This is a genomic window from Mycobacterium sp. RTGN5 (genome assembly GCF_033804465.1).
GTDB lineage: Bacteria > Actinomycetota > Actinomycetes > Mycobacteriales > Mycobacteriaceae > Mycobacterium.
This window is the reverse complement of the sequence record NZ_JAPZLA010000004.1, coordinates 132,611-155,185: the sequence shown is the minus strand read 5'-3', so window position 1 is coordinate 155,185 and position 22,575 is coordinate 132,611. Positions and strand designations below refer to the sequence as shown.

Below are 22,575 nucleotides of genomic sequence, written 5' to 3'. Positions count from 1 at the left end.
ACCGAGAGGAAGAGCCATGCAGGTGGCTACAAACGTCCCAGCGATCACCGTGCGGTATTCGGACGGAACGCACAAGACGATGCCAGTGCAGCCCGACCAGTCGATCCTGGACGCTGCCGAGGAACACGGCATTGCGATCGTCAACGAATGCCAGAGCGGGATCTGCGGAACCTGCGTGGCCACCTGCGCCTCAGGCGATTACGAGATGGGCCGCACCGAAGGGCTCTCCGAGGTCGAACGGGATGCTCGAAAGGTGTTGACCTGTCAGACCTTCGCGAAGTCAGACTGTGTGATCAGTCTGCAGTACCCGGCCGATGACAACGCCGCGCGGCTGGTCATCGGCACTGGTGTGGTGACAGCGGTTGAGCACGTGTCGCCGACAACGGCGCTGCTGCGTGTCGATGTCTCCGGGCTGGAGCCGCTGGTCTATCTGCCGGGACAGTTCGCTCAGTTGCAGGTGCCAGGGACGAGCGTGTGGCGCAACTATTCCTATGCCCATCCCGCCGACGGACGCACCGAGGTGGAGTTCATCGTCCGACTGCTGCCTCAGGGCGTGATGTCGGACTATCTGCGCGAGAAGGCCAAAGTCGGCGACCGAATCGCCATGCGGTGCAGCAAGGGCGGCTTTTATCTGCGCCAGCCCGCCCGGCCGGTGGTCCTGGTGGCCGGCGGCACCGGATTGTCGGCGATCCTTGCGATGGCGCAGAGCCTGGACGACGGCCACCGCGGGCCGGTCCATCTGTTGTACGGCGTGAGTTACGCCGACGATCTCTGCAAACTGGATGAACTCGAGGTCCTGAAGCGGCGGCTACCGGGGCTGGAAGTCCACACCGTCGTCTCCCGTCCGAGCGCCGAGTGGCACGGGCCGCTGGGGCGGGTCACCGATGTCCTCGACGCGCGCATGTTCGACGGCGGTAACGCCGACGTGTACCTGTGTGGCCCGGCGGGACTGGTGCGCGACACCCAAAAGTGGCTGGACGACAACGGTATCCACGGGACCGGTCTGTACTACGAGAAGTTCGTGGCCAGCGGGGCCCGGCGCCGGCGCACGGCACCACGGCTGGACTACGCCACGATCGATCTGGCCGACGTTCGCCGCCGCGGGCGCGGCACCGCGGTCGTGGTCGGTGGCAGCATCGCGGGAATCGCCGCAGCCAAGGTGCTCAGCGAGACATTCGACAAGGTCATCGTCCTGGAAAAGGATGCACCGCACGCCCGCCGCGAGGGCAGGCCGGGCGCGGCACAAGGCTGGCACCTGCACCATCTGCTCACCGCAGGCCGCATCGAACTGGAGCGGTTCTTCCCCGGAATCATCGACGATATGGTGCGCGAGGGCGCGTTCGACGTCGACATGGCCGCCCAGTACCGCATTCGGCTCGGCGGCAGCTGGAAGAAACCAGGTACCGGGCCCATCCAGATCGTCTGCGCCGGCCGGCCGTTGCTCGAGTGGTGTGTGCGCCGCCGCCTGGACGACGAACCTCGGATCAGCTTCCGCTATGAATCCGAAGTCGCCGACCTGATCTATGACCGTGGCAACGACGGCGTCATCGGCGTCGCGGTCGCCGACGACGGAGGCGAACTCGAGCTGGTACCAGCAGAATTCGTGGTCGATGCGTCGGGAAAGAACACGCACTTCCCGGAGTTCCTTGATCGCATCGGCATCGGGGCGCCGGAGGTCGAGCAGGACATCATCAACTGCTTCTACTCCACGATGTTTCACCGGGTGCCGCCGGAGCGGCAGTGGGACGACAAGGTGATGGTCATCTGCTACGCGTACCGCCCGTACGAGGACACCTACGCGGCGCAGTACTACACCGACAGCTCGCGAACCATCTTGTCCACGTCACTGGTCGCCTACAACTGCTATTCGCCCCCACGTACGGCACAGGAGTTCCGGGAGTTCGCCAATCTCATGCCGTCGGCGGTGATCGGGGAGAACATCGACGGGCTCGAGCCGGCCTCGCCGATCTACAACTTCCGCTACCCCAACATGTTGCGGCTGCACTACGAGAAGAAACGCAACCTTCCGCGGGGGCTGCTGGTCGTCGGTGATGCCTACACCAGTGCCGACCCCGTATCTGGCCTGGGGATGACGCTGGCGCTCAAGGAAGTTCGGGAGATGCAACTGCTGCTCGCGAAGTACGAGCCCACTCACCCCGATCTGCCGCGCCGCTATTTCCGCACGATCGCCAAGCTGGCCGACACCGCCTGGTTCGTCATCCGCGAACAGAACCTGCGCTTCGACTGGCTCAAGGACGTGGACAAGAAGCGGCCCTTCTACTTCGGCGCACTTACCTGGTACATGGACCGGGTGATGGAGTTGGTCCACGACGATCCGGACACCTACAACGAGTTCCTCGCCGTCGTCCATCTGGTCAAACCGGCAGCTGCACTGATGACGCCCAAGGTCGCGGCGCGCGTGGTCGGCAAATGGGCTCGGACCAAGCTGTCCGGACAGAAGACCCTCATCGCCCGCAACTACGAGAACCGCACCATCCCATCACCCGACCACCTGGTCCAAACCGAGGAAATCCCGGTCGGTTTGGCGACAACCCGCTCCCCTTAGAGAAGAGGCACAGATGATCCATCGGATGCTGAACTGCCGGGGCACCCGGATCCACGCCGTCGAAGAGGGCGAGGGGCCGCTGGTTGTGCTGGTGCACGGATTTCCCGAGTCGTGGTATTCCTGGCGGCACCAGCTCCCCGCCCTGGCCGCCGCGGGGTACCGGGTGGTGGCCATCGACCAGCGGGGCTACGGCCAATCCTCGAAGTACCGGGTGCAAACCGCCTACCGCATCAAGGAATTGGCCGGCGACATCCTCGGAGTCATCGACGCCTACGGCGAGAAACAGGCGGTGGTCATCGGTCACGACTGGGGTGCCCCGGTCGCGTGGACCTTCGCCTGGCTGCATCCCGACCGCTGCCGTGGCGTGGTGGGGATCAGCGTGCCGTTCGCCGGACGTGGCGTGATCGGCTTGCCCGGCAGCCCCTTCGGTGAGCAGCGGCCCAACGACTACCACGTGGAACTGGCCGGCCCGGGCAAGGTCTGGTACCAGGACTACTTCTCCGAGCAGGACGCCATCATCGCCGAGATCGAAGAAGATCTGCGCGGCTGGCTGCTCGGTCTCACCTACACGGTGTCCGGAGATGCCATGGCGGCCGCGACTGCGGCCGCGGTGGCAGCCGGGGTCGACCTCGCCGCGATGGACCCGATCGAGGTGATCCGCTCCGGCCCGCTGTGCATGCCGCACGGGGCGCGGCTCAAGGATGCCTTCGTCTACCCCGAGACCATGCCGGACTGGTTCACCGAAGCCGACCTCGACTTCTACACAGGGGAATTCGAACGATCCGGTCTGGGCGGGCCGTTGAGCTTCTACCACAACCTCGACAACGATTGGCACGACCTCGCTGAGTACGAGGGCACCCCGCTGACCCCGCCGGCGCTGTTCATCGGTGGTCAATACGACGTCGGCACTACCTGGGGTGCCGAAGCCACCGAACGCGCACACGAGGTGATGCCGAACTACTGCGGCACCCACATGGTCGATGGCGTCGGGCACTGGATCCAACAGGAGGAGCCCAAGGAAACCAACCGGCTGCTCCTCGATTTCCTCACCGGATTGTCGTAAGGGGTGTTTCGGCAATGAGAACCTCGCACGGGCGCGTGCGCCGCGCCGTCTCCGCCGTCGCCACCGGCCGCCCGGTCGTGGTGGTGGACGACGTTGAGGCCCAAGGCTATGTGGTGTTCGCGGCGGATGCCGCGACGCCGGAGCTCCTCACGTTCACTGTGCGGCACACCTCGGGCTACGTCCGGGTCGCTCTGCCGGGTTCGGAATGTGAGCGGTTGAACCTGCCGCCGGTGTGTCACCAGGACGGTGAACCCACCGGCACGGCAACCCATCGGGTCGCCGTTGATTTCCGCGAGACCGGCACCGGCATCTCGTCGATCGATCGTGCCCACACCATCGCCGCCTTGGCCGCAGCCGACGCCACGGCGGCCGATTTCCGCAGGCCGGGCCATGTGGTCCCGGTTCAGGCCGGACGGCACGGAGTGTTGGGGGCGTCGCCAGGTGCGGCGGAGGCAGCCGTCGACCTGGCATCCCTCGGCATGAGACGACCGGCCGGTGTGCTGTGCGAGCTTGTCTCCCAGCAGAACCCGGTCGCGATGGCAGACAGGAACGAGCTGGCTTCGTTCGCCGAGCGCCACCGGCTCCCCTTCGTCTCGATCGCCGAGATCGCCGCGTACCGGCGGCGTAGCGAGCCGCAGGTGGTGCGTTCGGCAGAGACGACAGTGCCGACTGTCGCCGGCACATTCCGGGTGGTCGGCTTCCGCGACACCGGTGACGGATGCGAGCATTTGGCGATGATCGCGGGCCGCGCCGACGCCGATGCGCCCATGCCGCTGCACGTCCACGTCGAGTGCATCACTGGCGATGTCTTCGGATCCCTGGTCTGTCGGTGCGGCGCCGAACTCGACAATGCGGTTACGGCGATGCGCGCCACGGGCACCGGCATGATCATCTACCTGCGCCCGTCGGCACCCCGCGCCTGTGGTCTGCTCACCAGCACCACCGCGCCGGATCTCCTGTCGGAGACCGTTGCGTGGATCCTGCGTGACCTCGGCGTGTATACCGTGCGGCTGTCCGACGATGCACCCGAGCTGGGCCTGCTGATGTTCGGGGCGATCCGCGAGCATGGCCTGCACGTCGAGTCGGCCGCGTCGCTGCGGTTGGCGGTCGGCTGAGAAGTGCTGGGACACAACACGATGGGAGAGATGGCTCGATGACGCATCCGGACCTGGCCGGCAAAGCCGCGATCGTGACCGGTGCGGGAGCCGGCATCGGCCTCGCAATCGCGCGACGACTGGCCGCCGAGGGCTGCCGGGTCCTGTGCGCGGACATCAACGCCGCCTCCGCCGACGCCGCCGCCTCGGAGATCGGCGGCGGCGCGATCGGCCACCGGGTGGATGTCAGCGAAGAGGCACAGGTGATCGCGATGGTCGAGGCCTGCGTCACGGCGTTCGGCGGGGTCGACAAGCTCGTCGCCAACGCCGGCGTCGTGCATTTCGCGCCGCTGCTGGAGACCGAAGTCGACGACTTCGATCGGGTCATCCGCATCAATCTGCGCGGCGCGTGGTTGTGTACCAAGCACGCCGCGCCGCGGATGATCGAGCGTGGCGGCGGTGCCATCGTGAACATGTCGTCACTGGGCGGTCAGGTCGCGGCCGCGGGCACATCCGCCTACGGCATGTCCAAGGCCGGCATCATTCACCTCAGTCGCATCACTGCGGCCGAATTGCGTTCGGCGAATGTGCGATCGAACGCGGTGCTCCCCGCCTTCGTCGACACCCCGATGCAGCAGACGGCGATGACGATGTTCGACGAAGCGCTCGGTGAGGGCGGGGCCGGCACGATGATTGGGCGCCTGCAGGGCCGGATGGCCGGACCCGAGGAGATGGCCAGCGTTGTCGCATTCCTGCTGTCCGACGATGCATCAATGGTCAACGGGACGGCGCAGGTCGCCGATGGCGGAACACTCGCGGCGCTGTGGTGATTGAACTTCTCGCCGGCTTACTCGGGCGCGTCGGCTTGGCTGGTCAGGATCGACAGCGCGATAGCGGTCATCTCCTGCGCGACATCGGTCCGGCGGGTGAGATGCCATGTCCGCGCGACGTCTTCGATGAAGCTGACGGCGGCGGCGACCAACAGACGGGCCTGCGCAACGGTGGTCTGCGGCACCAAAATCCGGATCAGCTCGATCCATATCGCGTCGCGGTCGGCCTGATTTCTGACGACGCTGTCGCGAACCTCGGCGGACGTCGACGACAGCTCAGTGATGGATACTGAGACCAGGTCGGGATCCTCCAGGCTGAGTCGCACCCGCCCGGCGACGAGTTGGTACAGGCGTTGCGCCGCAGGATCATTCGTGCGTAGCGCGCGGATGCACTCCAGCGCCGACCACTCGTCCAGGCGGCGCACCAAGGTGTCGAGGATCGCCTGCTTAGAGGAAAAGGATCGGTACAGGCCTGGCCCCGCGATACCGACACGCTTGCCGATGTCGGCCGTGCTGACGGCGGGAAATCCGTGGGCGCGGAACAGTTGTGCGCCTGCGGCCAGCAGCGTTTCGTAACGCGAGAACGACGCCAGCTCGCGGTCGGCCGGAGTGTCGATCGGTTCGAGCTCTCCGACCGGCACTGTGCGTGCGGCGGCCATGCACGCCCGGTATATGACGTCCTTGAGCTCGGCGCTGGGCAGGCTGAGGCTATGTCGCCCAAGACTGGTCAGCGTGCTCGACGCGCCCCACGCCCGTAGCTCGATGTGCGGGGGGCTCAGTTCCGGCACCTCAAGCCGGACACCGGCTTGGATGCCCGCGACGATCGCATTGATACGGCCGCGCACTTCGGCACGATCGTCTGTGGTGAGGTAGCGGGCCTCCCGCTGCCACAGCACTGTCAGCGCTCGCGTCTCGACCGCCGCTGCTATCAGCTCGGGCAATTCGGCGTGCAGCGGGCGGGCGGCCGCCTCCGGTGCGCGGCCCTCGGGATTGCGAACACTCTGATACTCGTCCTGCGCGTTCAGGATTGCCGCGGTGAGAAGTGCCTGCTTGTTGTCATAGTGGCGATACAGGGCGCGGGCGGTCACACCGGCCGCTTCGGCGATCTCCTCCAGCTTGACCGAATGGAAGCCGCGGTCGATGAACAGCCGCGCAGCCTGATCGAGGATCTGCTTCTTGCGGTCCTTCGGCCTGCGCCGCACGGCCGGGACGGTTGGCTGCATCGCTGGAGTGCTCCTTCCTGCTCGCCGGATCGCAACATCTTCCCAGATCGCATCACGGCCGGATCGCGAACGTAATAAAAAAATACATCAATCGAAGAAAATGTATATCTGCATGGGCTATTGGAGTCAGCGGGCAGGAAAATGACGGGTATTGGCTATAGACATAATTGAACGCCCCGCGTACTCTCGCGGTGGTGATCAGTCGTCTCGATGCGATGGTGAAGACATCCGGCGGGACTTCGCTGAGCCATCTGCCCGCTGCGGTGGGTCGCACCGCCCGGGTGCGAAGCGACGTGTGCGAGCCCGACACCGGGAATCTGATCGCCGGCGTGCAGAAGGCCGTTGACAGACTCATATCGGCCTCCTCGATGGACGAACTGCTGGCGCTGGCGGCCGAGGCGGCGGCCCAGATCGGTTTCAGCCGGGTGCTGTTCTCCGGCGTCGACCATGGGATCTGGCTGACCCAAAGTGCCTATGCCGTATCAGATCCCGACTTCGCCGAGCAGCTCGTGGCGTTCGGAACCGCGCATTCGCGACGGTTGGCGGGCCAGTTGCTCGAATCCGAGATGTTGCTCAGTGGAACCCCGATCCTGGTGTCGGATGCGCAATCGAACTCCAGGGTGTTCCGCAAGCTCGTGAGATTCGCTCGGACAACCGATTACGTTGCCGCGCCCGTTCAAGCGTGGGGCCTTCCGGTGGCCATGGTGCACGCCGATCGCTATCCCGATCGCAGCGTGGAGGAGATCGACCGGCGACTACTCGGCCTGTACGCCGGTGGTCTAGGGCTGGCCATCGAGCGGGCGCAACTCGCTGACCGGTTGAAGGTGATCAACCAGGCGTCAGCGTGCCTGTCCGAGCGGGCAGACGACGGCTGCGAGGGCGCGCATCCGAATCAGTCGTCGCCGGTGCGGCTGGCGGCGGTGTCACCGTTGCTCAGCGCCGAACATGCCACCCAACGGCTTTCGCCGCGTGAATGGGATGTGTTGCGCAGCATCGCGTTGGGAAAAACCAACGCCCAGATTGCCACCAAGCTGTTCCTGACCGAGAACACGGTGAAGGTACACGTCAAGCGGATCCTGCGGAAGCTGGGCGCTGCCAACCGAACCGAGGCTGCGGCCCTGTATCACCGACTCACGAGGCGGGGTCCTTAGGTCCTGACGACCGACGGCCCCAGCGCTTCGTAGCGCCGTGCGTCGGTGACCGAAAGCTCGGTGCCGGTCACGATCGAATCGAAATCGGACACTTCGGCGAATCGACAGAAACTGCTGGCGCCGAACTTGGTGTGTGCGGCCACCAGAACGCGGCGACGAGCGACCTTGACGGCGGTCTGCTTCACCGCGGCGACCGCGGGGTCGGGTGTGGTGAGCCCGTGTTCGGGTGAAATGCCGTTCGTCCCAAGGTAAGCGATGTCGATCACCAGGCTGCCCAGCATGTCGGTCGCCCAATGATCCACGGTGGCCAGCGTGCGGCCGCGCATCCGCCCGCCGAGTAGCAGGACCGTCACCGAGTCGCTGTGAGCCAGCGCCTCGGCGGCCAGCAGCGAGGAGGTGACCACCGTCAGCTCCTGCTCGGCCAGCCGCTCGGCGATCAACCTCGGGGTGAAACCCTCATCGAGGTACACCGTTTCGGCGCCGTGTAGCAGCTCGGTGGCGGCGCCGGCGATCCGGTGCTTCTCGGCGAGGTCCACCTGGCTGCGGTACTCGACCGTCGATTCGAACGCCGCGGTCTCCAGCGGGATGGCGCCGCCGTGGACGCGTTTGAGCATCCTGCGACCGGCGAGGACCTTCAAGTCCCGGCGGATCGTCTCGGCCGCGACATCCAGCTCCTCGGCCAGTGCGGCTACCTCGACCCGCCCCCTGGTGCGGGCGAACTCGACGATGCGGCCTTGACGGGTGTCCGAATCCACCTGCCCATTCTCACTTGTCTGTCATGTCTGGGAACCACCGAGCACCGATTGGATCTGCTCGGCGCTCGTGGCGTCCCGGAGTCGGGCCACCTCGTCCTTGTTCAGGAACACCCCAGCGATCTTCGTCAGCAGGGCCATGTGATCCTTGCCGGCACCGGCGATACCAACCACGAACTCGGCCGGCTTGCCGTTCCAGTCGATCGGTTCGGTGTAGCGCACGAACGAGATTCCGGTGTGACGGATGGAATCCTTGGCCTCGTTGGTGCCGTGCGGGATGGCCAGGCCGTTGCCCATATACGTGGACACCGAGCCTTCCCGCTCGTGCATCGCGTCGACGTAGGACGGTTCGACGGCACCACAGGCGACCAACAACCGTCCCGCCTCGCTGATTGCGGCGTCCCGTGTGGTGGCGGTACCCGCAAGCACGATGGATTCGACGGTGAGCACGTCCTGGGCCGGGACGTCGTCGGCTTGTTCGAGCGGGGCGGCCGGGCCACCCGGCGCGCCATTGCCGCCGTTGACCTTCCCGAGCAGCTCGACGATCTCGTCGTACTGCGGCGCGTTCATGAAGTTGTCCACTGAGACGTGTACTGCGGACGGCGTCCGCTGCTTCGCACGGGCGGTCAGGTCCTGGTGGGTCACCACCAGTCCGTAGGTGTCGGTGAGGTTTGCGATCGACTGGTTGGTGACCGTCACATCGGAGAAGCCCGCGCCGTGCACCTTTTTGCGCAGCACCGAGGCGCCCATCGCCGACGAACCCATGCCGGCGTCGCAGGCGAACACGATGTTGGTGATCGGACCGCTGGCCGACGACCCGACCAGGGCTGCCGCCACACTGGACTTCTTGCCTTTCAGGGCTTCCATCCCCGCGGTCGCGGCGGCCAGGTCGCCCTCGTCGTCAGACTTGTCGGTCTTGAGCAGCAGTGCGGCCACCGCGAATGAGACTGCGGCCGCACCGAATACCGACAGCGTGACGCCGAGGAAGCTACCGGTGGCCGTCTGCGCGTACACCGCGATGATCGAACCCGGGGCCGCCGGCGCACGCAGTCCCGACCCGAACAGCACATTGATGAAGACGCCGGTCGCGCCGCCGAGGATCGTGGCAAGGATCAACTTGGGCTTCATCAGGACGTACGGGAAGTAGATCTCGTGGATGCCGCCGAAGAACTGGATGATCGCCGCGCCCGGTGCCGATGCCTTCGCGGCGCCGCGGCCAAACACTGTGAACGCCAGCAGGATTCCGAGTCCAGGTCCGGGGTTGGCCTCCAGCAGGAACAACACGGACTTGCCGGTTTGCAGGGCCTGAGTGGTGCCCAGCGGCGTCAGGACGCCGTGGTTGATGGCGTTGTTGAGGAACAGCACCTTGGCCGGCTCGATGAAGATTGAGGTCAGCGGGAGCAGTTCGTGGGCGACCAGGAAATCCACGACCTTGCCCGCGCCGTGGCTGAAGCTCGAGACGATCGGACCGATTCCGAAGAAGCCGAAGGCAGCCAGGATGAGCCCGACGATGCCGGCGGAGAAGTTGTCGATGAGCATCTCGAAGCCGGGGCGGACCTTGCCGTCCCAGATGGCGTCGACCTTCTTCATCACCCAGCCGCCGAGAGGCCCCATGATCATCGCGCCGAGGAACATCGGGATGTCGGTGCCGGCGATGACGCCCATGGTCGCGATCGCGCCGACGACACCACCGCGGATCCCGTAGACCATCCGGCCGCCGGTGGCTCCGATGAGGATCGGCAGCAGGTAGGTGATCATCGGGGCGACGATGCCGCCGTCGGCGAAGTCGCCCCAGCCGCCGATCTTGGCTACCCAGCCGCCCGGGTCGCGCAGTCCCGGGAAGATCCCGGTCAGCCAGCCCGCCTTGATGAAGAGGGCGGTGATCAGGCCCCAGGCGATAAACGCGCCGATATTGGGCATGACCATGTTCGACAGCGACGTGCCCAGTTTCTGAACGTGAACCCGTGCGCCGCTCCGCGGCGTCGTCTCGGTGGTGGACAACTCGAGGCCTCCGATCGTGGGGTGATGCCGATCACATCAGATGACCAGTAAACCCCATAATCGGGCAGCAGTGCAAGCAATCGGTCATAAACGGGCGCCAATCACTGTGGATTTATGCCCGGATTGTCGCTAGGGTTGTCTGCAACACCCGGACCATCGGAAGGACGATCGCCATGAAAGCCCTGCGCTTCTACGCCCCCGAGGATGTCCGGCTGGAGGATGTACCCGAGCCCACCTGCGGCGCTGACGAGGTCAAGATCCGGGTGCGCAACTGCTCGACGTGCGGCACCGACGTCAAGATCTTCTACAGCGGCCACCAGAACCTCACTCCGCCGCGGACGATCGGGCACGAGATCGCCGGCGAGATCGTCGAGGTCGGTGCGGACGTCAACCAGACCTACGGCAGCGACTGGCAGGCCGGCGACCGGGTACAGGTGATCGCCGCAGTGCCGTGCGGGAAGTGCCACGAATGCCGCAAGGGCTGGATGGCCGTATGCCAGAACCAGACCTCGGTGGGCTACCAATACGACGGCGGCTTCGCCGAGTACATGATCGTGCCCAAGCAGGTGCTGGCCGTCGACGGTCTGAACCGCATCCCGGACAACGTCGGCTTCGACGAGGCGTCCGCCGCCGAGCCGTTCGCATGCGCCATCAACGCCCAGGAACTGCTCGGGATCGAAGAGGGTGACACCGTCGTCGTCTTCGGCGCCGGCCCGATCGGCTGTATGCACATCCGCATCGCCCGTGGCGTGCACAAGTGCGGCCCGGTCTATCTCGTCGACGTCAACGACAGCCGGCTCAAGATGTCAGCCGACGCGGTCAGCCCCGACGAGGTCATCAACGCCGCCGACGTCGACGTCGTCGCCAAGGTCATGGAGCTGACGGGCGGACGGGGTGCCGACGTGGTCATCACCGCCACGGCGGCCAACATCACCCAGGAGCAGGCGATCGCGATGGCCGCGCGCAACGGGCGGATCTCGTTCTTCGGCGGCCTGCCCAAGACCAACCCGACGATCACCTGCGATTCCAACGTCGTCCACTACCGCCAGTTGCACATCCACGGGGCCAACGGCTCAGCCCCCGAGCACAACAAGCGCGCGCTCGAATACATCTCCACCGGGCAGGTTCCGGTCAAGGATCTGATCACCCGCCACATCTCGCTCGACAACGTGCTGGATGCGTTCGGCATCGTCAAGAGCGGCGAGGCGATCAAGGTCACCGTCGAGCCGTAGCCCAAAAGGGTTTCGGGTTTCCCTCTGGTGGAACACGGGTGCCTAGCACTCCACGAGAGGACACGATGGAACACCACAATGCCGAAGAGGCGCGGGCTGGCCTGATCGGCTCGATCAAGGGCAAGGCCAAGGAAGTCTTCGGCGCCGTCACCGGCAACGACTCATTGACCGCCGAAGGGCAACTCGACCAGGTCGAGGCACAGCAGCGCAAAGAGGCCAATGCGGCCGAGGCGCTCGCCGATGCCGAGGCGGCCGAGGCCCAGTCAGAGAAGGCCGAGGCACGGTCGGCCGGAGTTGACGCCCGCACCGAGGTGAACAACCGGGCCGCGTCGGCCGAGCAACTCATCGATGGCCAGGCGGCAGCCCAGAAGCGCGCTGCCGAAAAGACGGCTCACCAGCAGGCGGTCACCGAGTCCGCTCGAGCCGAGCAAGACGCCCAACGCGAGGCCGTCAGCGCCGATGCGCGGGCGCGGCTTGAGTCGGAGCAGGCCAACGAGAAACTCGTTGCGGCTGCCGAAGATCACCAAGATGCTGTGCTCGATGCCGCCGATGCGAAAGCGGAAGCCGATCGCCTGCGACGCGCGGCCGACGACCTGACCCACAACGCTGATCTCCCCTGAGCGTCAACGACTATCGGACTCTAGGAGCCCAGCCCCATGAACTACACCGACATCCCCTTCGCCGTCTTGCGCCTGCAATACCGTGCGGTCCGCATACCCCTTCAAATCGTCGAGGACCACATCGTCGCCCGGCTCGCCTCCGAGTCACCGGCCCGACTCTTTTATGAGCGCTCCCTGGGCGGCCTCGACGTCACGGTCGGCAGAGCCCTGGGAGATCCCAGGCTCGCACAGCGTGGTGCGGCCCTTGCCGAGCGCAGCGACGTGCTACGCGAGGCTGCCCGGCTAGACGCCGAAGCGGAGGAGGAAACGCGCACCGCCGGTGAAGAATTCGCCACCCGCCGCGACGAGGCGATCCGTGACAGCGAAAACGCTCAGGCCGCCAAGGAGGAGACCGTCGAGGAGGCGCGCCGCAACGCCGAAGCACGCAAACGTAACGCGGCGCAGACAGCTCAAGAACAGGCCGACACAGCCAAGGAACGTGCCGACAAGGTTGCCGCCCAGCGGACCGATGCGGTGGAGAAGGCTAAGCGGGACGAGCAGGCTCGAATCGACGCAGCACAAGATGCGGTGGTCAAGGCCGCGCAGACCAAGCTCGATGACGCCCAGCAGAAGCGCGGGGATGCCGTGACCACCCGCAAGGAGGCCGACCGGGTGTCCGAACTCGCCGATGCCGAGAAGGCGAAGCGTCAGCAAGCCCGAGCCGCGGGCAACGGAACGCAGTAAGCCCTCAACCGCGGAGAAGAATCAGGCCTGACCGCCGCGCAGGTACACCGTGGTCGTGTGGGTGAAGAACTCACGCGCTGCGGTGCCCTGCTCCTTGGGGCCGAGCCCGCTCTTCTTCGCGCCGCCGAACGGCACATGCGGATCGGCGCCGGCTGACTCCGAATTGATGTGCAGCACACCGACATCGATGTGCTCGACGGCGGCAAGCGCGCGGGACAGGTCTTGGGTGAACACCGCCGCGGACAAGCCGAATTCACTGTCGTTGGCCAACGCGAACGCCTCGTCGGCATCGGCGGCGCGCCGCGCCGCCAGCACCGGACCGAATAGCTCCTGCGACCAGATGTCGGCCGGCGTCGTCAACTCCACGATCGTGGGTGCGACGAAGAAGCCTTCGGCCCGCAGCCCCTTGAAATAGGGCTCGCCGCCGGTCAGCACTTCGACGCCGTCGTTCATTGCCTCGCCGATACCCCCGTAGATACTCCGCTGGGCCGCGCCGGTGATCACCGGACCCATCTGCGTCTCCTCGTCGGTCGGGTCGCCGACGACCAACGCCGCCGCCCGGGTGGCGAGTTCCGACAGAAACCGGTCAGCGATCCCCTCGGTGACGATCAACCGTGATGTGGCCGTGCACTTTTGGCCGGCAGACCGGAATGCCCCCAGCATCACCTGGTCCAGCGCCAGCTCGATGTCCGCGTCGTCGAGGACCACGGCGGCATTCTTTCCGCCCATCTCGGCTTGCACCGGTACCCCGCGGGCGGCGGCCACAGCGGCGATGCGCCGACCTACCGCGGTCGAGCCGGTGAAGCTGATCGCGGCGATGTCGGGGTGATCGACCAGCGCCTCACCGATCGGTGAATCGCCGATCACCAGGTTGAGCACACCCGCGGGCAGCCCGGCATCGGTCAGTGCCTCGGCGAGCCGGATCGCCAGCAGCGGAACGGTGTTCGCGGGCTTCCACACCACCGGATTGCCGTACACCAGTGCTGGCGCGATCTTCCAGGCCGGGATGGCGATCGGAAAGTTGAATGGAGTGATGACGGCGACGACACCAATCGGCTTGCGGGTCACCAGGATCTGCTCACCGGCTCGGGGTGAGGAGAAGATCTCGCCGGCCTGCCGGTCACCCTCGTTGCCGTAGTAGCGCAGGATCTGGGCGGCCCGCCGGACCTCGCCGATACCCTCGGCCTTGGTCTTGCCCTCTTCGGTCGCGAGCTCAAGACCCCAGGACTGTGCGTTGGCCTCGACCACCGCAGCGGCATCCACCAGGATGGCGCCACGCTGATGCATCGGCGTGGCGGCCCAGCTCTTGAGTGCATCACCCGCCGCGGTGACGGCACCGTCGACATCGGTGATCGTGGCGCAGTTTCCCTCGGCGACAATGACACTCGGCTGCGTGGGGTTGACGCTGGTCACTTTATCCCCGGCGCCGGCGAGCCACTGCCCGGCGATCAATTGCCGGAGTTCTTTAGTGTCGGTCATCTCAGCGGAATGCTGCCTGTCCGGTCAAGGCGCGCCCGATCGAGAGCAGGTGCATCTCGGAGGTGCCCTCGTAGGTGAGCACCGACTCGAGATTGTTCGCGTGCCGCAGCGGCGAGTATTCGAGCGTGATCCCGCTGCCGCCCAAAATAGTTCGGCACTCGCGGGCGATGGCCAGCGCCTCGCGGACATTGTTGAGCTTGCCAAGGCTGATCTGTTCGGGGCGAGCACCCTCGGCGTCCTTCATCCGGCCGAGGTGCACGGCCAGCAGCATGCCCTTGCCCAGCTCCAGAGTCATGTTCGCCAGCTTCTCCTGTGTCAGCTGGAAACTCGACAGCGGCCGGTCGAAGACCTCGCGCTCCCTGGCGTAGGCGATCGCGGTCTCCAGGCTGTCGCGCGCCGCGCCCAGCGCGCCGAACACGATGCCGAACCGTGCCTCGTTGAGGCAGGACAGCGGTGCACCAAGGCTATTCGCCTCCGGCAGCTGCGCGGATGCAGGCAGCCGAACGTTGTCCAGCACCAGCTCGGAGGTCACCGAGGCTCGCAGTGACAGCTTCTTGTGAATGACGTTCGCGGTGAATCCCGGGGTGTCGGTCGGCACCAGGAAACCCCGCACGCCGTCGTCGGTCTGCGCCCATACCGTGGCCACATCGGCGAGATTGCCATTGGTGATCCACATCTTGGTGCCATCGAGCACCCAATCCGCGCCTTTATCTCCGGGGCCGGACCGCCGGGCCCGGGTGCGCATACCGGCGGGGTTGGAACCGAAGTCGGGCTCGGTCAGCCCGAAGCACCCGATGGCGTCGCCGGTGGCCAGCCGGGGGAGCCACTCGTTCTTGTGTTCCTCGGAGCCGTAGCGGTAGATGGAGAACATCGACAGCGAACCCTGCACCGACACGAAGCTGCGGAAACCGCTGTCGCCGGCCTCGAGCTCCATGCAGGCCAGGCCGTAGCTCACCGCGTTGGTGCCCGCGCACCCGTACCCCTGCAGATGCATGCCCAACAAGCCCAGCTCGCCGAACTCTTTGCCGAGTTCCTTTGGCAGCGAGCCAGATTCGAACCAGTCCTCGACGTTCGGCCGGAGCCGGGTGTCGACGAACTTGCGCACGGTTGCCGCGATGTCCCGTTCGTCGGCGTCGAGCAGCCGGTCGGTCGCGAACAGCTCCAGCGGGCCATAGGAATCAGACCCAGTGAGATCCTTCTTGGCCGGCGCGGTGGTGGTACTCATGGGTTTATCCGATCCGGATCAGTTTCTTGTTGACGAACTCATCGATGCCGAAGCGGCCGAGTTCGCGTCCGAAGCCCGAGCGCTTGACCCCGCCGAACGGTAGCTCGACCCCGTCGGCGCCGACGACGTTCACGAACACCATTCCGGCGTCGATCTTGTCGGCTACCCGCTTAGCCTGTTCTTCATCCGTGGTGAACACATACGAGCCGAGCCCGAACGGGGTGTCGTTGGCCAGCTCCACCGCCTCGTCCTCGGTGCTCACCTTGTACACGGTGGCAACCGGGCCGAACAGCTCCTCGCGGTAGGACACCGAATCGGGCGAGACTCCGGTCAGCACACCCGGCGGGAAGAAGGCGCCTTGGCGCTCGCCCTCGGAGACGAGGGTCGCGCCGTCGGCGACCGCGCGGTCGACCTGCTCGGCCAGCCGCTTGGCCGCACCCAGTGAAGACAGCGGGGTCAGACCGTCGGCGGCTTCGACCACCTTCTTGGTGAACTTGTCGAGGAACTCGTCGTAAATGTCGGCGGCGACGATGAAGCGCTTGGCCGCGTTGCAGGCCTGCCCGGTGTTCTCGAACCGGCCCGCCATGGCCGCCTCGACAGTCGCGTCGAGGTCGTCGCTGCTGAGCACGATGAAGGGATCGGAGCCACCGAGCTCCAGCACGACCTTCTTCAGGTTGCGGCCGGCGATCTCGGCCACTGCGGCGCCGGCCCGCTCGGAGCCGGTCAGTGAGACACCCTGTACCCGCGGGTCGGCAATGGCGTCGGCGATCTGCTCGTTGGTCGCATACACGTTGATGTAGGCGCCCGCGGGGTAGCCGGCGTCGTCGAAGATCTGCTGGATGGCCTCGGCGGACTCCGGGCACTGCGGGGCGTGCTTGAGCACGATCGTGTTGCCGAGCGTCAGGTTCGGTCCGGCGAAACGGGCGACCTGGTAGTACGGGTAGTTCCACGGCATGATGCCCAGCAGCACGCCGACCGGGCCGCGCTTGATCACCGCACTGCCATCCCCGTCGAGCAACTTGATCGGCTCGTCGGCGAGAAACTTCTCGGCATTGTCGGCGTAGTACTCGTAGATCGCGGCGCTGAAGTCCACCTCGCCGACGGCTTGGTCGAGCGGCTTACCCATCTCGCGGTGGATGATCTCGGCGAGCTTCTCGCGGCGCTCGGTGTGGAGTGCGGCCACCTTGCGGATCAGGGCCACCCGGTCGGCCAATGTCGACGTCTTCGACCATTCCCGGTAGGCCTTGGCCGTCGCGGCCAGCGCCTGCTCGATCTGCTCGTCGGTTGCGGTCGGGTACTCCCGCACAACCTCACCGGACTTCGGGTCGACCACTGCGTACAGACTCATATTCCGTCCTGATGGTTTAGTGGTGTAAAACTTATGAAAGTTATATACCGCTAAACTTTAGCCGCACAAGGCCCGGCGACGCAGCGACTGGTGAAGGTGAGGTGTCCCGATGTCAGAGGACGCGCCCACCAGTGTTCTGGCCGGCGTTGACGGGTGGATGAACCGGCTGGGACCGAAGCTGCGCGAACTACGCAAGCAGCGCGGGCTGACGTTGGAGGCGGTCGCCGACCGCGCTGGGCTGACCAAGGGATTTCTGAGCCTGGTCGAACGCGGCCAGACCACAATATCGGTGCCCAACCTCCTCAAGGTATGCGAAATCCTCGGTGTCTCAGTGGGTTCGCTGTTCGACTACCCGGACTCGGCGGTCGTGCGCGGTGGCGGTGGCGCGCCAGTGGAGATGGGCGGCACCGGAATCCGTGAGTACCTTCTGACGCCGGAAACTGAGCGCAACCTTCAGGTGATGCGGTCGGTACTGCGGCCCGGTGGCGGCACGGGTGGCGCGTACGCATTGGAGTCCGAAACCATCTTCGTTTTCGTGCTGCGCGGCTGCTTGCGCCTGACCGTCGACGGTCAAGAATCGGTGCTCAAAACCGGCGACTGCTACACCTTCTCGGCGAAGGCCGTGCACTCTTGGGACAACCCGGGGCGCGAGGAAAGTGAAGTCCTGTGGTCGATCGTGCCGCCAATCCCACGGGATTCTGGCGCACATCGAGCGTGAACGTGCTGTACTGACGCAACTGTATGTGCCCCGGGGAGGTGTTCGGATGAAGAAGTCAGCGGGAAAGCGTTCTGACGGCGACGAGGCAATCGCCGTCGATAAACGGGTCCGTGTCTATGTCGACACCGACGACGAGGTGCGCGGTGTGGTCCTCGAGGATTTTGGCGACTTGGCGGGTCATGCCGTCGATATCGGGGATGTGCACATCTCGGACGCAGCACGGCGGTGGGCAGTCTTATTGGACGCCGGCACGCTGGTTTTCGTCGACAGCCACCAAATAGCGGCTGAGTAGGCGCGCGAGCTTCCCGGCGTCACGTCCAACGCGTAACACGGTCCGGTCGGGCCGGATGATCGCCGCACCGGCACGGCCGCCGCAAAGCCAATCTCCGAGCTGGCTGTCGGGCGGGGCCACATGGACTGCGGCGCCGCATCGTTCGGCGGCCTGCACGTCGGCGGCACTCGGCGTCCGCGTCGTCACGATCGCGAAGCTGTTGCCCAGCAGATCGTCGAGACGCCTGCCGGTTGAATCGATGGCGTTGGGGCACAGCGTCCCGCCGAGCCGGCCCGGTAGGCGCGCCCGGTGGACCAGGGCCGAGCGGTGCAACGGCGGTGTCCGGGAGTCGATCACCCGCTCCCGGAGCCCGGGCATCCGGTGGATCTGCGGAACGATGCTGCGGCGCAAGACATTGCCGATCTCGCCGCCGGCGGTCATGGCCCGTCCGACGATGAGCGCCAGGTCGATCATTTTGCGGGCATGCGGTTTTCGCTCCTGTTCGTAGGTATCCAGTGCGGACGGGTTCAGCGTCCCGTTGATCACCCCGGCCAGCTTCCAGGCCAGGTTCATCGCATCGCGTAATCCCGCTCCCATCCCTTGGCCCACGAACGGCGGGGTCAGGTGCGCGGCGTCGCCGAGCAGAAAAGTGTTGCCGCGCCGCCAGCGGTCGGCAAGCTGGGCGCGGAAGGTGTACTCCGTGACCCGAATCAGCTCGAGCTCGTCGATACTCGTCGCCGCCGTCCACGGCGCGAGCAGCGGGCCGAGTGCCGCCAATGTGCCGAAGTCGTCGGCACTCTCGCTGGGCAGCAGTTGAAACTCCCAGCGGTAGCGCACATCGCCGATCTGCATGAAAGTGCCGGCCCGGTGCGGATCGCACACTTGGTGAACACCGGCCCATTGACCTAGGTGCGCCGTCGTCGCCACATCGACGACCAGCCAGCGCTGTTCGAATCGCAAGTCGCGCATGGCCGATCCGATTCGTGCGCGCACCAGGCTCTTGGCACCGTCACAACCCAGCACATAGTCGGTGTCGACGGCGTGCTCGGTGCCGTCGGCCCGGTCGGTGTAGGTGATCCGGGTCCGGTCGGCTGCGATGCCGGCGATGTCGATGACCTCGACGTTGCCCCGCAACGTGGCCAGCCGGTGCCGGGCGAGATTGGTGCGCAGCAGCTCCTCGAACTCCGGCTGGTCGAACATGTTGGCTTGCGGGTAGCCGTGCGGTGCGCGGGCTGGGTCGCGGTCGAACTCGGCCAGCACGCGCATGCTGGGGTCGAGCAGTCGCAGGCCGAGCGCGGGCCGGGAGATCGTGGCGAACTCCTCGGCGAGCCCGAGCCGGTGGACGATGCGGAACACCTCGTCGTCGAGATGCACGGCGCGGGGTTGCGGGTACACGTCGGCATAGCGATCGAGCACGAGACTGCGCACGCCGTACTGGGCGAGCAACGTGGCAGCGGTAATCCCAGTGGGCCCGGCGCCGACGATCACCACCGGCGGTTCATCGGTGCAGCTCATGCCGCTCCTTGTCGATAGCTGAAGAAATCATCAGTAGTGAGAACCGCTAGGATCGGGCCGTGACCGAAGCGCCGATCAACCGGCTTGAGCGCCGTAAGCAGCGGACCCGGATGGCGCTGATCAAGGCGGCGCAGTCGATGATCGCGGCCGGCAAGCTCAACGTCCCGGTCCTGGAGATCACCCAGGCGGCCGACGTCGGGATGGGGTCCTTCTACAACCATTTCGAGAGCAAAGAAGACCTGTTCGAGGCCGCCATCACCGACGTCCTCGATTCGCACGGCGCCGTGCTGGATCAGCTGACGGCAGACATCGACGATCCGGCGGCCGTCTTCGCGTGCAGCTTCCGCCTGACCGGACGGATGTTCCGCGAACGCCCCCAGGAGAGCCGGATCCTGCTGGCCAACGCCGGCGCGCTGCTGTCCGCGGATCGGGGACTCGCCCCACGGGCGTTGCGGGACATCAACGCTGGCGTCGCGGTTGGGCGCTTTCATGTCGAGGATCCTGAATTGATCCTTGCGGTGGCGGCCGGCGCACTACTCGGCCTGGGATATCTGCTGCAAGCACAACCCGACCGCGACGCCGCCGTCACGGCGGACGCGGTCACCGAGAACGTCCTACGGTTGTTCGGGATGTCGCCCGAGGACGCCCGCCAAATCTGTGCACTGCCGTTGCCGGACATGGCATTTCAGGAGTAGGTCACAGTCATACGTTGGGCGCCGAGATCGATGGCGCCGTCATCGGTGCGAACCGATGCCTCGATCACGTCGCCGTTGTGCAGATACTTGGGGTTGGTGGCCTGGCGTTTGAAGAACGCCTTCCACTTCATCACCGGCGGCAACAGCGAACCGATGATTTCGATGGGTTTCGGGGGTGCACTGAGCGCCGTGCCGACGGGTGTCCCGGTCAGGATCAGGTCGCCGGCGGCGAGATCCTGAAAACGGCACAGTGATTGGAGTGCCTCCAGTGGGCGGTAGAGCATGTCGCCGGCGACCAGAGCATTCTGGCGTTCCTCGCCGTTGACTGTCAGCCGCAGCCGCAGGTCACCGAAACGAGTGAGCTCCACTGCGTCGATCAACACCAGGGCCGGACCTACCGGCGTGAATGTCGGATAGGACTTGGCCTCGTAGAACTGGGTCTGCGGCAGCTGGATGTCGCGCGCCGACACGTCGTTGGTCACCACCAGTCCCGCGATGTAGTCACCGAGGTTATCTGCGGAAACCGTTGTGCCGACCGGGATATCACGGCCGATGACTAGTCCGATTTCCACCTCGTAGTCGAGAAAGTTGACGTGCGCGGGCTTTCGTACCGGCGCGAACGGCCCGCTGATTGATGCCGATGCCTTGCGGAAGAAGGTTAGGGGAACGGTTTTCGGGTTCATGCCGGCATCCCGGACGTGCGAGGCGAAGTTCGTCATCTGCGCTACCACTCGGCATGGTGTGGTCACCGGCGAGATCAGGTCGAGGTCCATGACGTCGACGGTGTCGCCGCCGCGCGCGGCCGCGTCGATCGCCGCGCGGTCGGCCAGCAGTTCTGCGGTGCTGCGCGCCGGGGTGTTGATCTTGACGGCGCCGGCGGGGGTGGCCACCCACCATGCGTCGGTGGTGCGGAGGACGGAAATGCTCATGAGGTGGCAACTTTCATCAAGCCGATGAGGCGTTTGAGGTCGAACTCGTTCTTCTCGCGCAGACCAGTGATCATCGAGACCACCTCGTGGCGTGCGTGTTTGGGACTGGTTCCGAGGAAGTCCGCGGTGGCCGGCGGACCCCACTGGGCGAGTCCGGACGCGGTGAACGGCGCCCAGCCCGGCTCGAGGGTGTTGTCGAACACGTCACCGTCGGCGTAGTGCTCGACCAGGAATCCGTCCGGATCGCGCCAGTAGTCGAACAGCTGGCTGCCCTGGATGTGCCTGCCGATGCCCCACGACCGGAAATACCCTCGTGCGTCGAGGTATTCGCCGCCGGCGGCCAGCGCGTCGAGATCGCTGACTTGATACGCCGAATGGACGTAGCGGTTCGCCGGGCCCAAGGCCAGGGCCAGCGTGTGGTGATCGGCAGGCACGGACCCACGGTCGCAGCGGATGAAGCTCATGGTGGGCCCGCGGCCGCGTTGGCCCGGGAAGTAGAGGAAGTCGCTGACGATGAGCCCGAGGTTATCGAGGTACCAGTTGAGCGCTTCGAGGTATTTCGTCGATTGCAGGACGACGTGGCCGAGTCGCTGGACCACCGCGGGTGTTCGTGGCGGCCGCTGGGCCGTGTTGATGCGAGCGGACTGGCGCCCGACGTTGAACACGTGTGGGGGTTGGACCGCCAGTTCGGGTAGTTCGTGCAATCCGGCGACGACCTTCACCGGGATACCGCCGGGGTCGGTGAGCTGCACCGACAACCCGCCGAGTAATTCCGGTAAGGGCCTGGCCTGGGTGCCGTTCGCCTCGGCGAGCTTGTAGACATCGACGTCGTCGTGAGCCGTGAACGCCATTCCGCGGAACCGTGTGTGCGTTCCGCGGCGGATGAGAACGCACGGACCACCGGCGTCTGCGCCGCGTAGCTGCAGGTCATCGGCGGTGCGCACGACAGTCTGAAAGCCGAAGGCCTGCGCAAACATTTCGGCGGCGGCAAGGTCGGGCTTCTCGAACTCCAGCCAGGCCAGGTCGCGCACCTTGATCACCGGATCGCGCGATCTACCCCGATGCTCGCCGCGCAGCGCGCCTTGTTCGCTGTGCAAGTCGTTGTGCACACCGGCCTTGCTCACTGCAACCTCCCGCGTT

At 65.9% G+C, this 22,575-nt stretch carries 20 protein-coding genes; 11 read left to right on the top strand and 9 right to left on the bottom strand.

Annotation, left to right across the window (positions count from 1 at the left end):
* Positions 1-16: 16 nt before the first annotated feature.
* From SLQ31_RS20895 to SLQ31_RS20880, 4 genes are read left to right on the top strand one after another with little or no spacing between them, the layout of a single operon-like run.
* Entirely contained in the window at positions 17-2,566 is a 2,550-nt protein-coding gene (locus SLQ31_RS20895) for an FAD-binding oxidoreductase (RefSeq protein ID WP_319435966.1), read from the top strand.
* A 13-nt stretch (positions 2,567-2,579) separates the two neighbouring features.
* On the top strand, positions 2,580-3,629 hold the full coding sequence (locus SLQ31_RS20890; protein ID WP_319435965.1) for an alpha/beta hydrolase: 1,050 nt from the start codon (positions 2,580-2,582) through the stop codon (positions 3,627-3,629).
* A 14-nt stretch (positions 3,630-3,643) separates the two neighbouring features.
* Entirely contained in the window at positions 3,644-4,744 is a 1,101-nt protein-coding gene (locus tag SLQ31_RS20885) for a 3,4-dihydroxy-2-butanone-4-phosphate synthase (RefSeq protein WP_319435964.1), read from the top strand.
* Positions 4,745-4,782: 38 nt separating this feature from the next.
* Positions 4,783-5,553 carry a glucose 1-dehydrogenase gene (locus SLQ31_RS20880; RefSeq protein ID WP_319435963.1) on the top strand — a complete coding sequence of 257 codons (771 nt, stop codon included), beginning with the start codon at positions 4,783-4,785 and terminating at the stop codon, positions 5,551-5,553.
* Between the two features lie 17 nt (positions 5,554-5,570).
* Here the strand turns inward: SLQ31_RS20880 and SLQ31_RS20875 are convergent, their stop codons facing one another.
* Complete coding sequence (locus tag SLQ31_RS20875; RefSeq protein ID WP_319435962.1) at positions 5,571-6,776, bottom strand: helix-turn-helix domain-containing protein; 1,206 nt, start codon at positions 6,774-6,776, stop codon at positions 5,571-5,573.
* Between the two features lie 194 nt (positions 6,777-6,970).
* Here SLQ31_RS20875 and SLQ31_RS20870 point away from each other — a divergent pair, with 194 nt between their 5' ends.
* Positions 6,971-7,927, top strand: coding sequence for a response regulator transcription factor (locus SLQ31_RS20870; RefSeq protein ID WP_319435961.1), 957 nt, complete (start codon positions 6,971-6,973; stop codon positions 7,925-7,927).
* On the opposite strand, the gene SLQ31_RS20865 is transcribed toward SLQ31_RS20870, so the two are convergent.
* Both SLQ31_RS20865 and SLQ31_RS20860 read right to left on the bottom strand, forming a co-directional pair.
* A complete protein-coding gene (locus SLQ31_RS20865; RefSeq protein ID WP_319435960.1) occupies positions 7,924-8,682 on the bottom strand; it encodes a DeoR/GlpR family DNA-binding transcription regulator in 759 nt (252 codons plus the stop codon). The genes SLQ31_RS20870 and SLQ31_RS20865 overlap by 4 nt on opposite strands.
* Positions 8,683-8,703: 21 nt before the next feature.
* On the bottom strand, positions 8,704-10,605 hold the full coding sequence (locus SLQ31_RS20860) for a PTS mannitol transporter subunit IICBA (protein WP_413642731.1): 1,902 nt from the start codon (positions 10,603-10,605) through the stop codon (positions 8,704-8,706).
* Positions 10,606-10,853: 248 nt separating this feature from the next.
* Here SLQ31_RS20860 and SLQ31_RS20855 point away from each other — a divergent pair, with 248 nt between their 5' ends.
* From SLQ31_RS20855 to SLQ31_RS20845, 3 genes are all read left to right on the top strand, one after another.
* Complete coding sequence (locus SLQ31_RS20855; RefSeq protein ID WP_319435958.1) at positions 10,854-11,912, top strand: zinc-dependent dehydrogenase; 1,059 nt, start codon at positions 10,854-10,856, stop codon at positions 11,910-11,912.
* 65 nt (positions 11,913-11,977) lie between these two features.
* Positions 11,978-12,532, top strand: coding sequence for a CsbD family protein (locus SLQ31_RS20850; RefSeq protein ID WP_319435957.1), 555 nt, complete (start codon positions 11,978-11,980; stop codon positions 12,530-12,532).
* A 36-nt stretch (positions 12,533-12,568) separates the two neighbouring features.
* Positions 12,569-13,255: an IF2 family translation initiation factor gene (locus SLQ31_RS20845; protein ID WP_319435956.1), complete on the top strand. Its 687-nt coding sequence runs from the start codon at positions 12,569-12,571 to the stop codon at positions 13,253-13,255.
* A 21-nt stretch (positions 13,256-13,276) separates the two neighbouring features.
* Here SLQ31_RS20845 and SLQ31_RS20840 read toward each other — a convergent pair whose 3' ends face one another.
* From SLQ31_RS20840 to SLQ31_RS20830, 3 genes are read right to left on the bottom strand one after another with little or no spacing between them, the layout of a single operon-like run.
* On the bottom strand, positions 13,277-14,734 hold the full coding sequence (locus tag SLQ31_RS20840) for an aldehyde dehydrogenase family protein (RefSeq protein WP_319435955.1): 1,458 nt from the start codon (positions 14,732-14,734) through the stop codon (positions 13,277-13,279).
* Position 14,735: 1 nt separating this feature from the next.
* The gene (locus tag SLQ31_RS20835; protein WP_319435954.1) at positions 14,736-15,959 is read right to left on the bottom strand and encodes an acyl-CoA dehydrogenase family protein; all 1,224 of its coding nucleotides are present in this window, start codon (positions 15,957-15,959) and stop codon (positions 14,736-14,738) included.
* A 4-nt stretch (positions 15,960-15,963) separates the two neighbouring features.
* Positions 15,964-17,307: an NAD-dependent succinate-semialdehyde dehydrogenase gene (locus SLQ31_RS20830; protein ID WP_319435953.1), complete on the bottom strand. Its 1,344-nt coding sequence runs from the start codon at positions 17,305-17,307 to the stop codon at positions 15,964-15,966.
* Positions 17,308-17,416: 109 nt separating this feature from the next.
* On the opposite strand from SLQ31_RS20830, the gene SLQ31_RS20825 reads away from it, so the two are divergent.
* Positions 17,417-18,025: a helix-turn-helix domain-containing protein gene (locus tag SLQ31_RS20825; protein ID WP_319435952.1), complete on the top strand. Its 609-nt coding sequence runs from the start codon at positions 17,417-17,419 to the stop codon at positions 18,023-18,025.
* Between the two features lie 46 nt (positions 18,026-18,071).
* A complete protein-coding gene (locus SLQ31_RS20820) occupies positions 18,072-18,317 on the top strand; it encodes a hypothetical protein (RefSeq protein ID WP_319435951.1) in 246 nt (81 codons plus the stop codon).
* Here the strand turns inward: SLQ31_RS20820 and SLQ31_RS20815 are convergent.
* Entirely contained in the window at positions 18,261-19,811 is a 1,551-nt protein-coding gene (locus SLQ31_RS20815; RefSeq protein WP_319435950.1) for a bifunctional 3-(3-hydroxy-phenyl)propionate/3-hydroxycinnamic acid hydroxylase, read from the bottom strand. The two genes, SLQ31_RS20820 and SLQ31_RS20815, sit on opposite strands and share 57 nt — an antisense overlap.
* Positions 19,812-19,921: 110 nt before the next feature.
* Here SLQ31_RS20815 and SLQ31_RS20810 point away from each other — a divergent pair, with 110 nt between their 5' ends.
* The gene (locus tag SLQ31_RS20810) at positions 19,922-20,506 is read left to right on the top strand and encodes a TetR/AcrR family transcriptional regulator (RefSeq protein WP_319436235.1); all 585 of its coding nucleotides are present in this window, start codon (positions 19,922-19,924) and stop codon (positions 20,504-20,506) included.
* Here SLQ31_RS20810 and SLQ31_RS20805 read toward each other — a convergent pair.
* Positions 20,497-21,435, bottom strand: a complete 939-nt coding sequence (locus tag SLQ31_RS20805; RefSeq protein WP_319435949.1) for a fumarylacetoacetate hydrolase family protein — start codon at positions 21,433-21,435, stop codon at positions 20,497-20,499. The genes SLQ31_RS20810 and SLQ31_RS20805 overlap by 10 nt on opposite strands.
* The gene (locus tag SLQ31_RS20800) at positions 21,432-22,559 is read right to left on the bottom strand and encodes a VOC family protein (RefSeq protein ID WP_319435948.1); all 1,128 of its coding nucleotides are present in this window, start codon (positions 22,557-22,559) and stop codon (positions 21,432-21,434) included. Before SLQ31_RS20800 ends, SLQ31_RS20805 begins: the two co-directional genes overlap by 4 nt.
* Positions 22,560-22,575 lie beyond the last annotated feature (16 nt).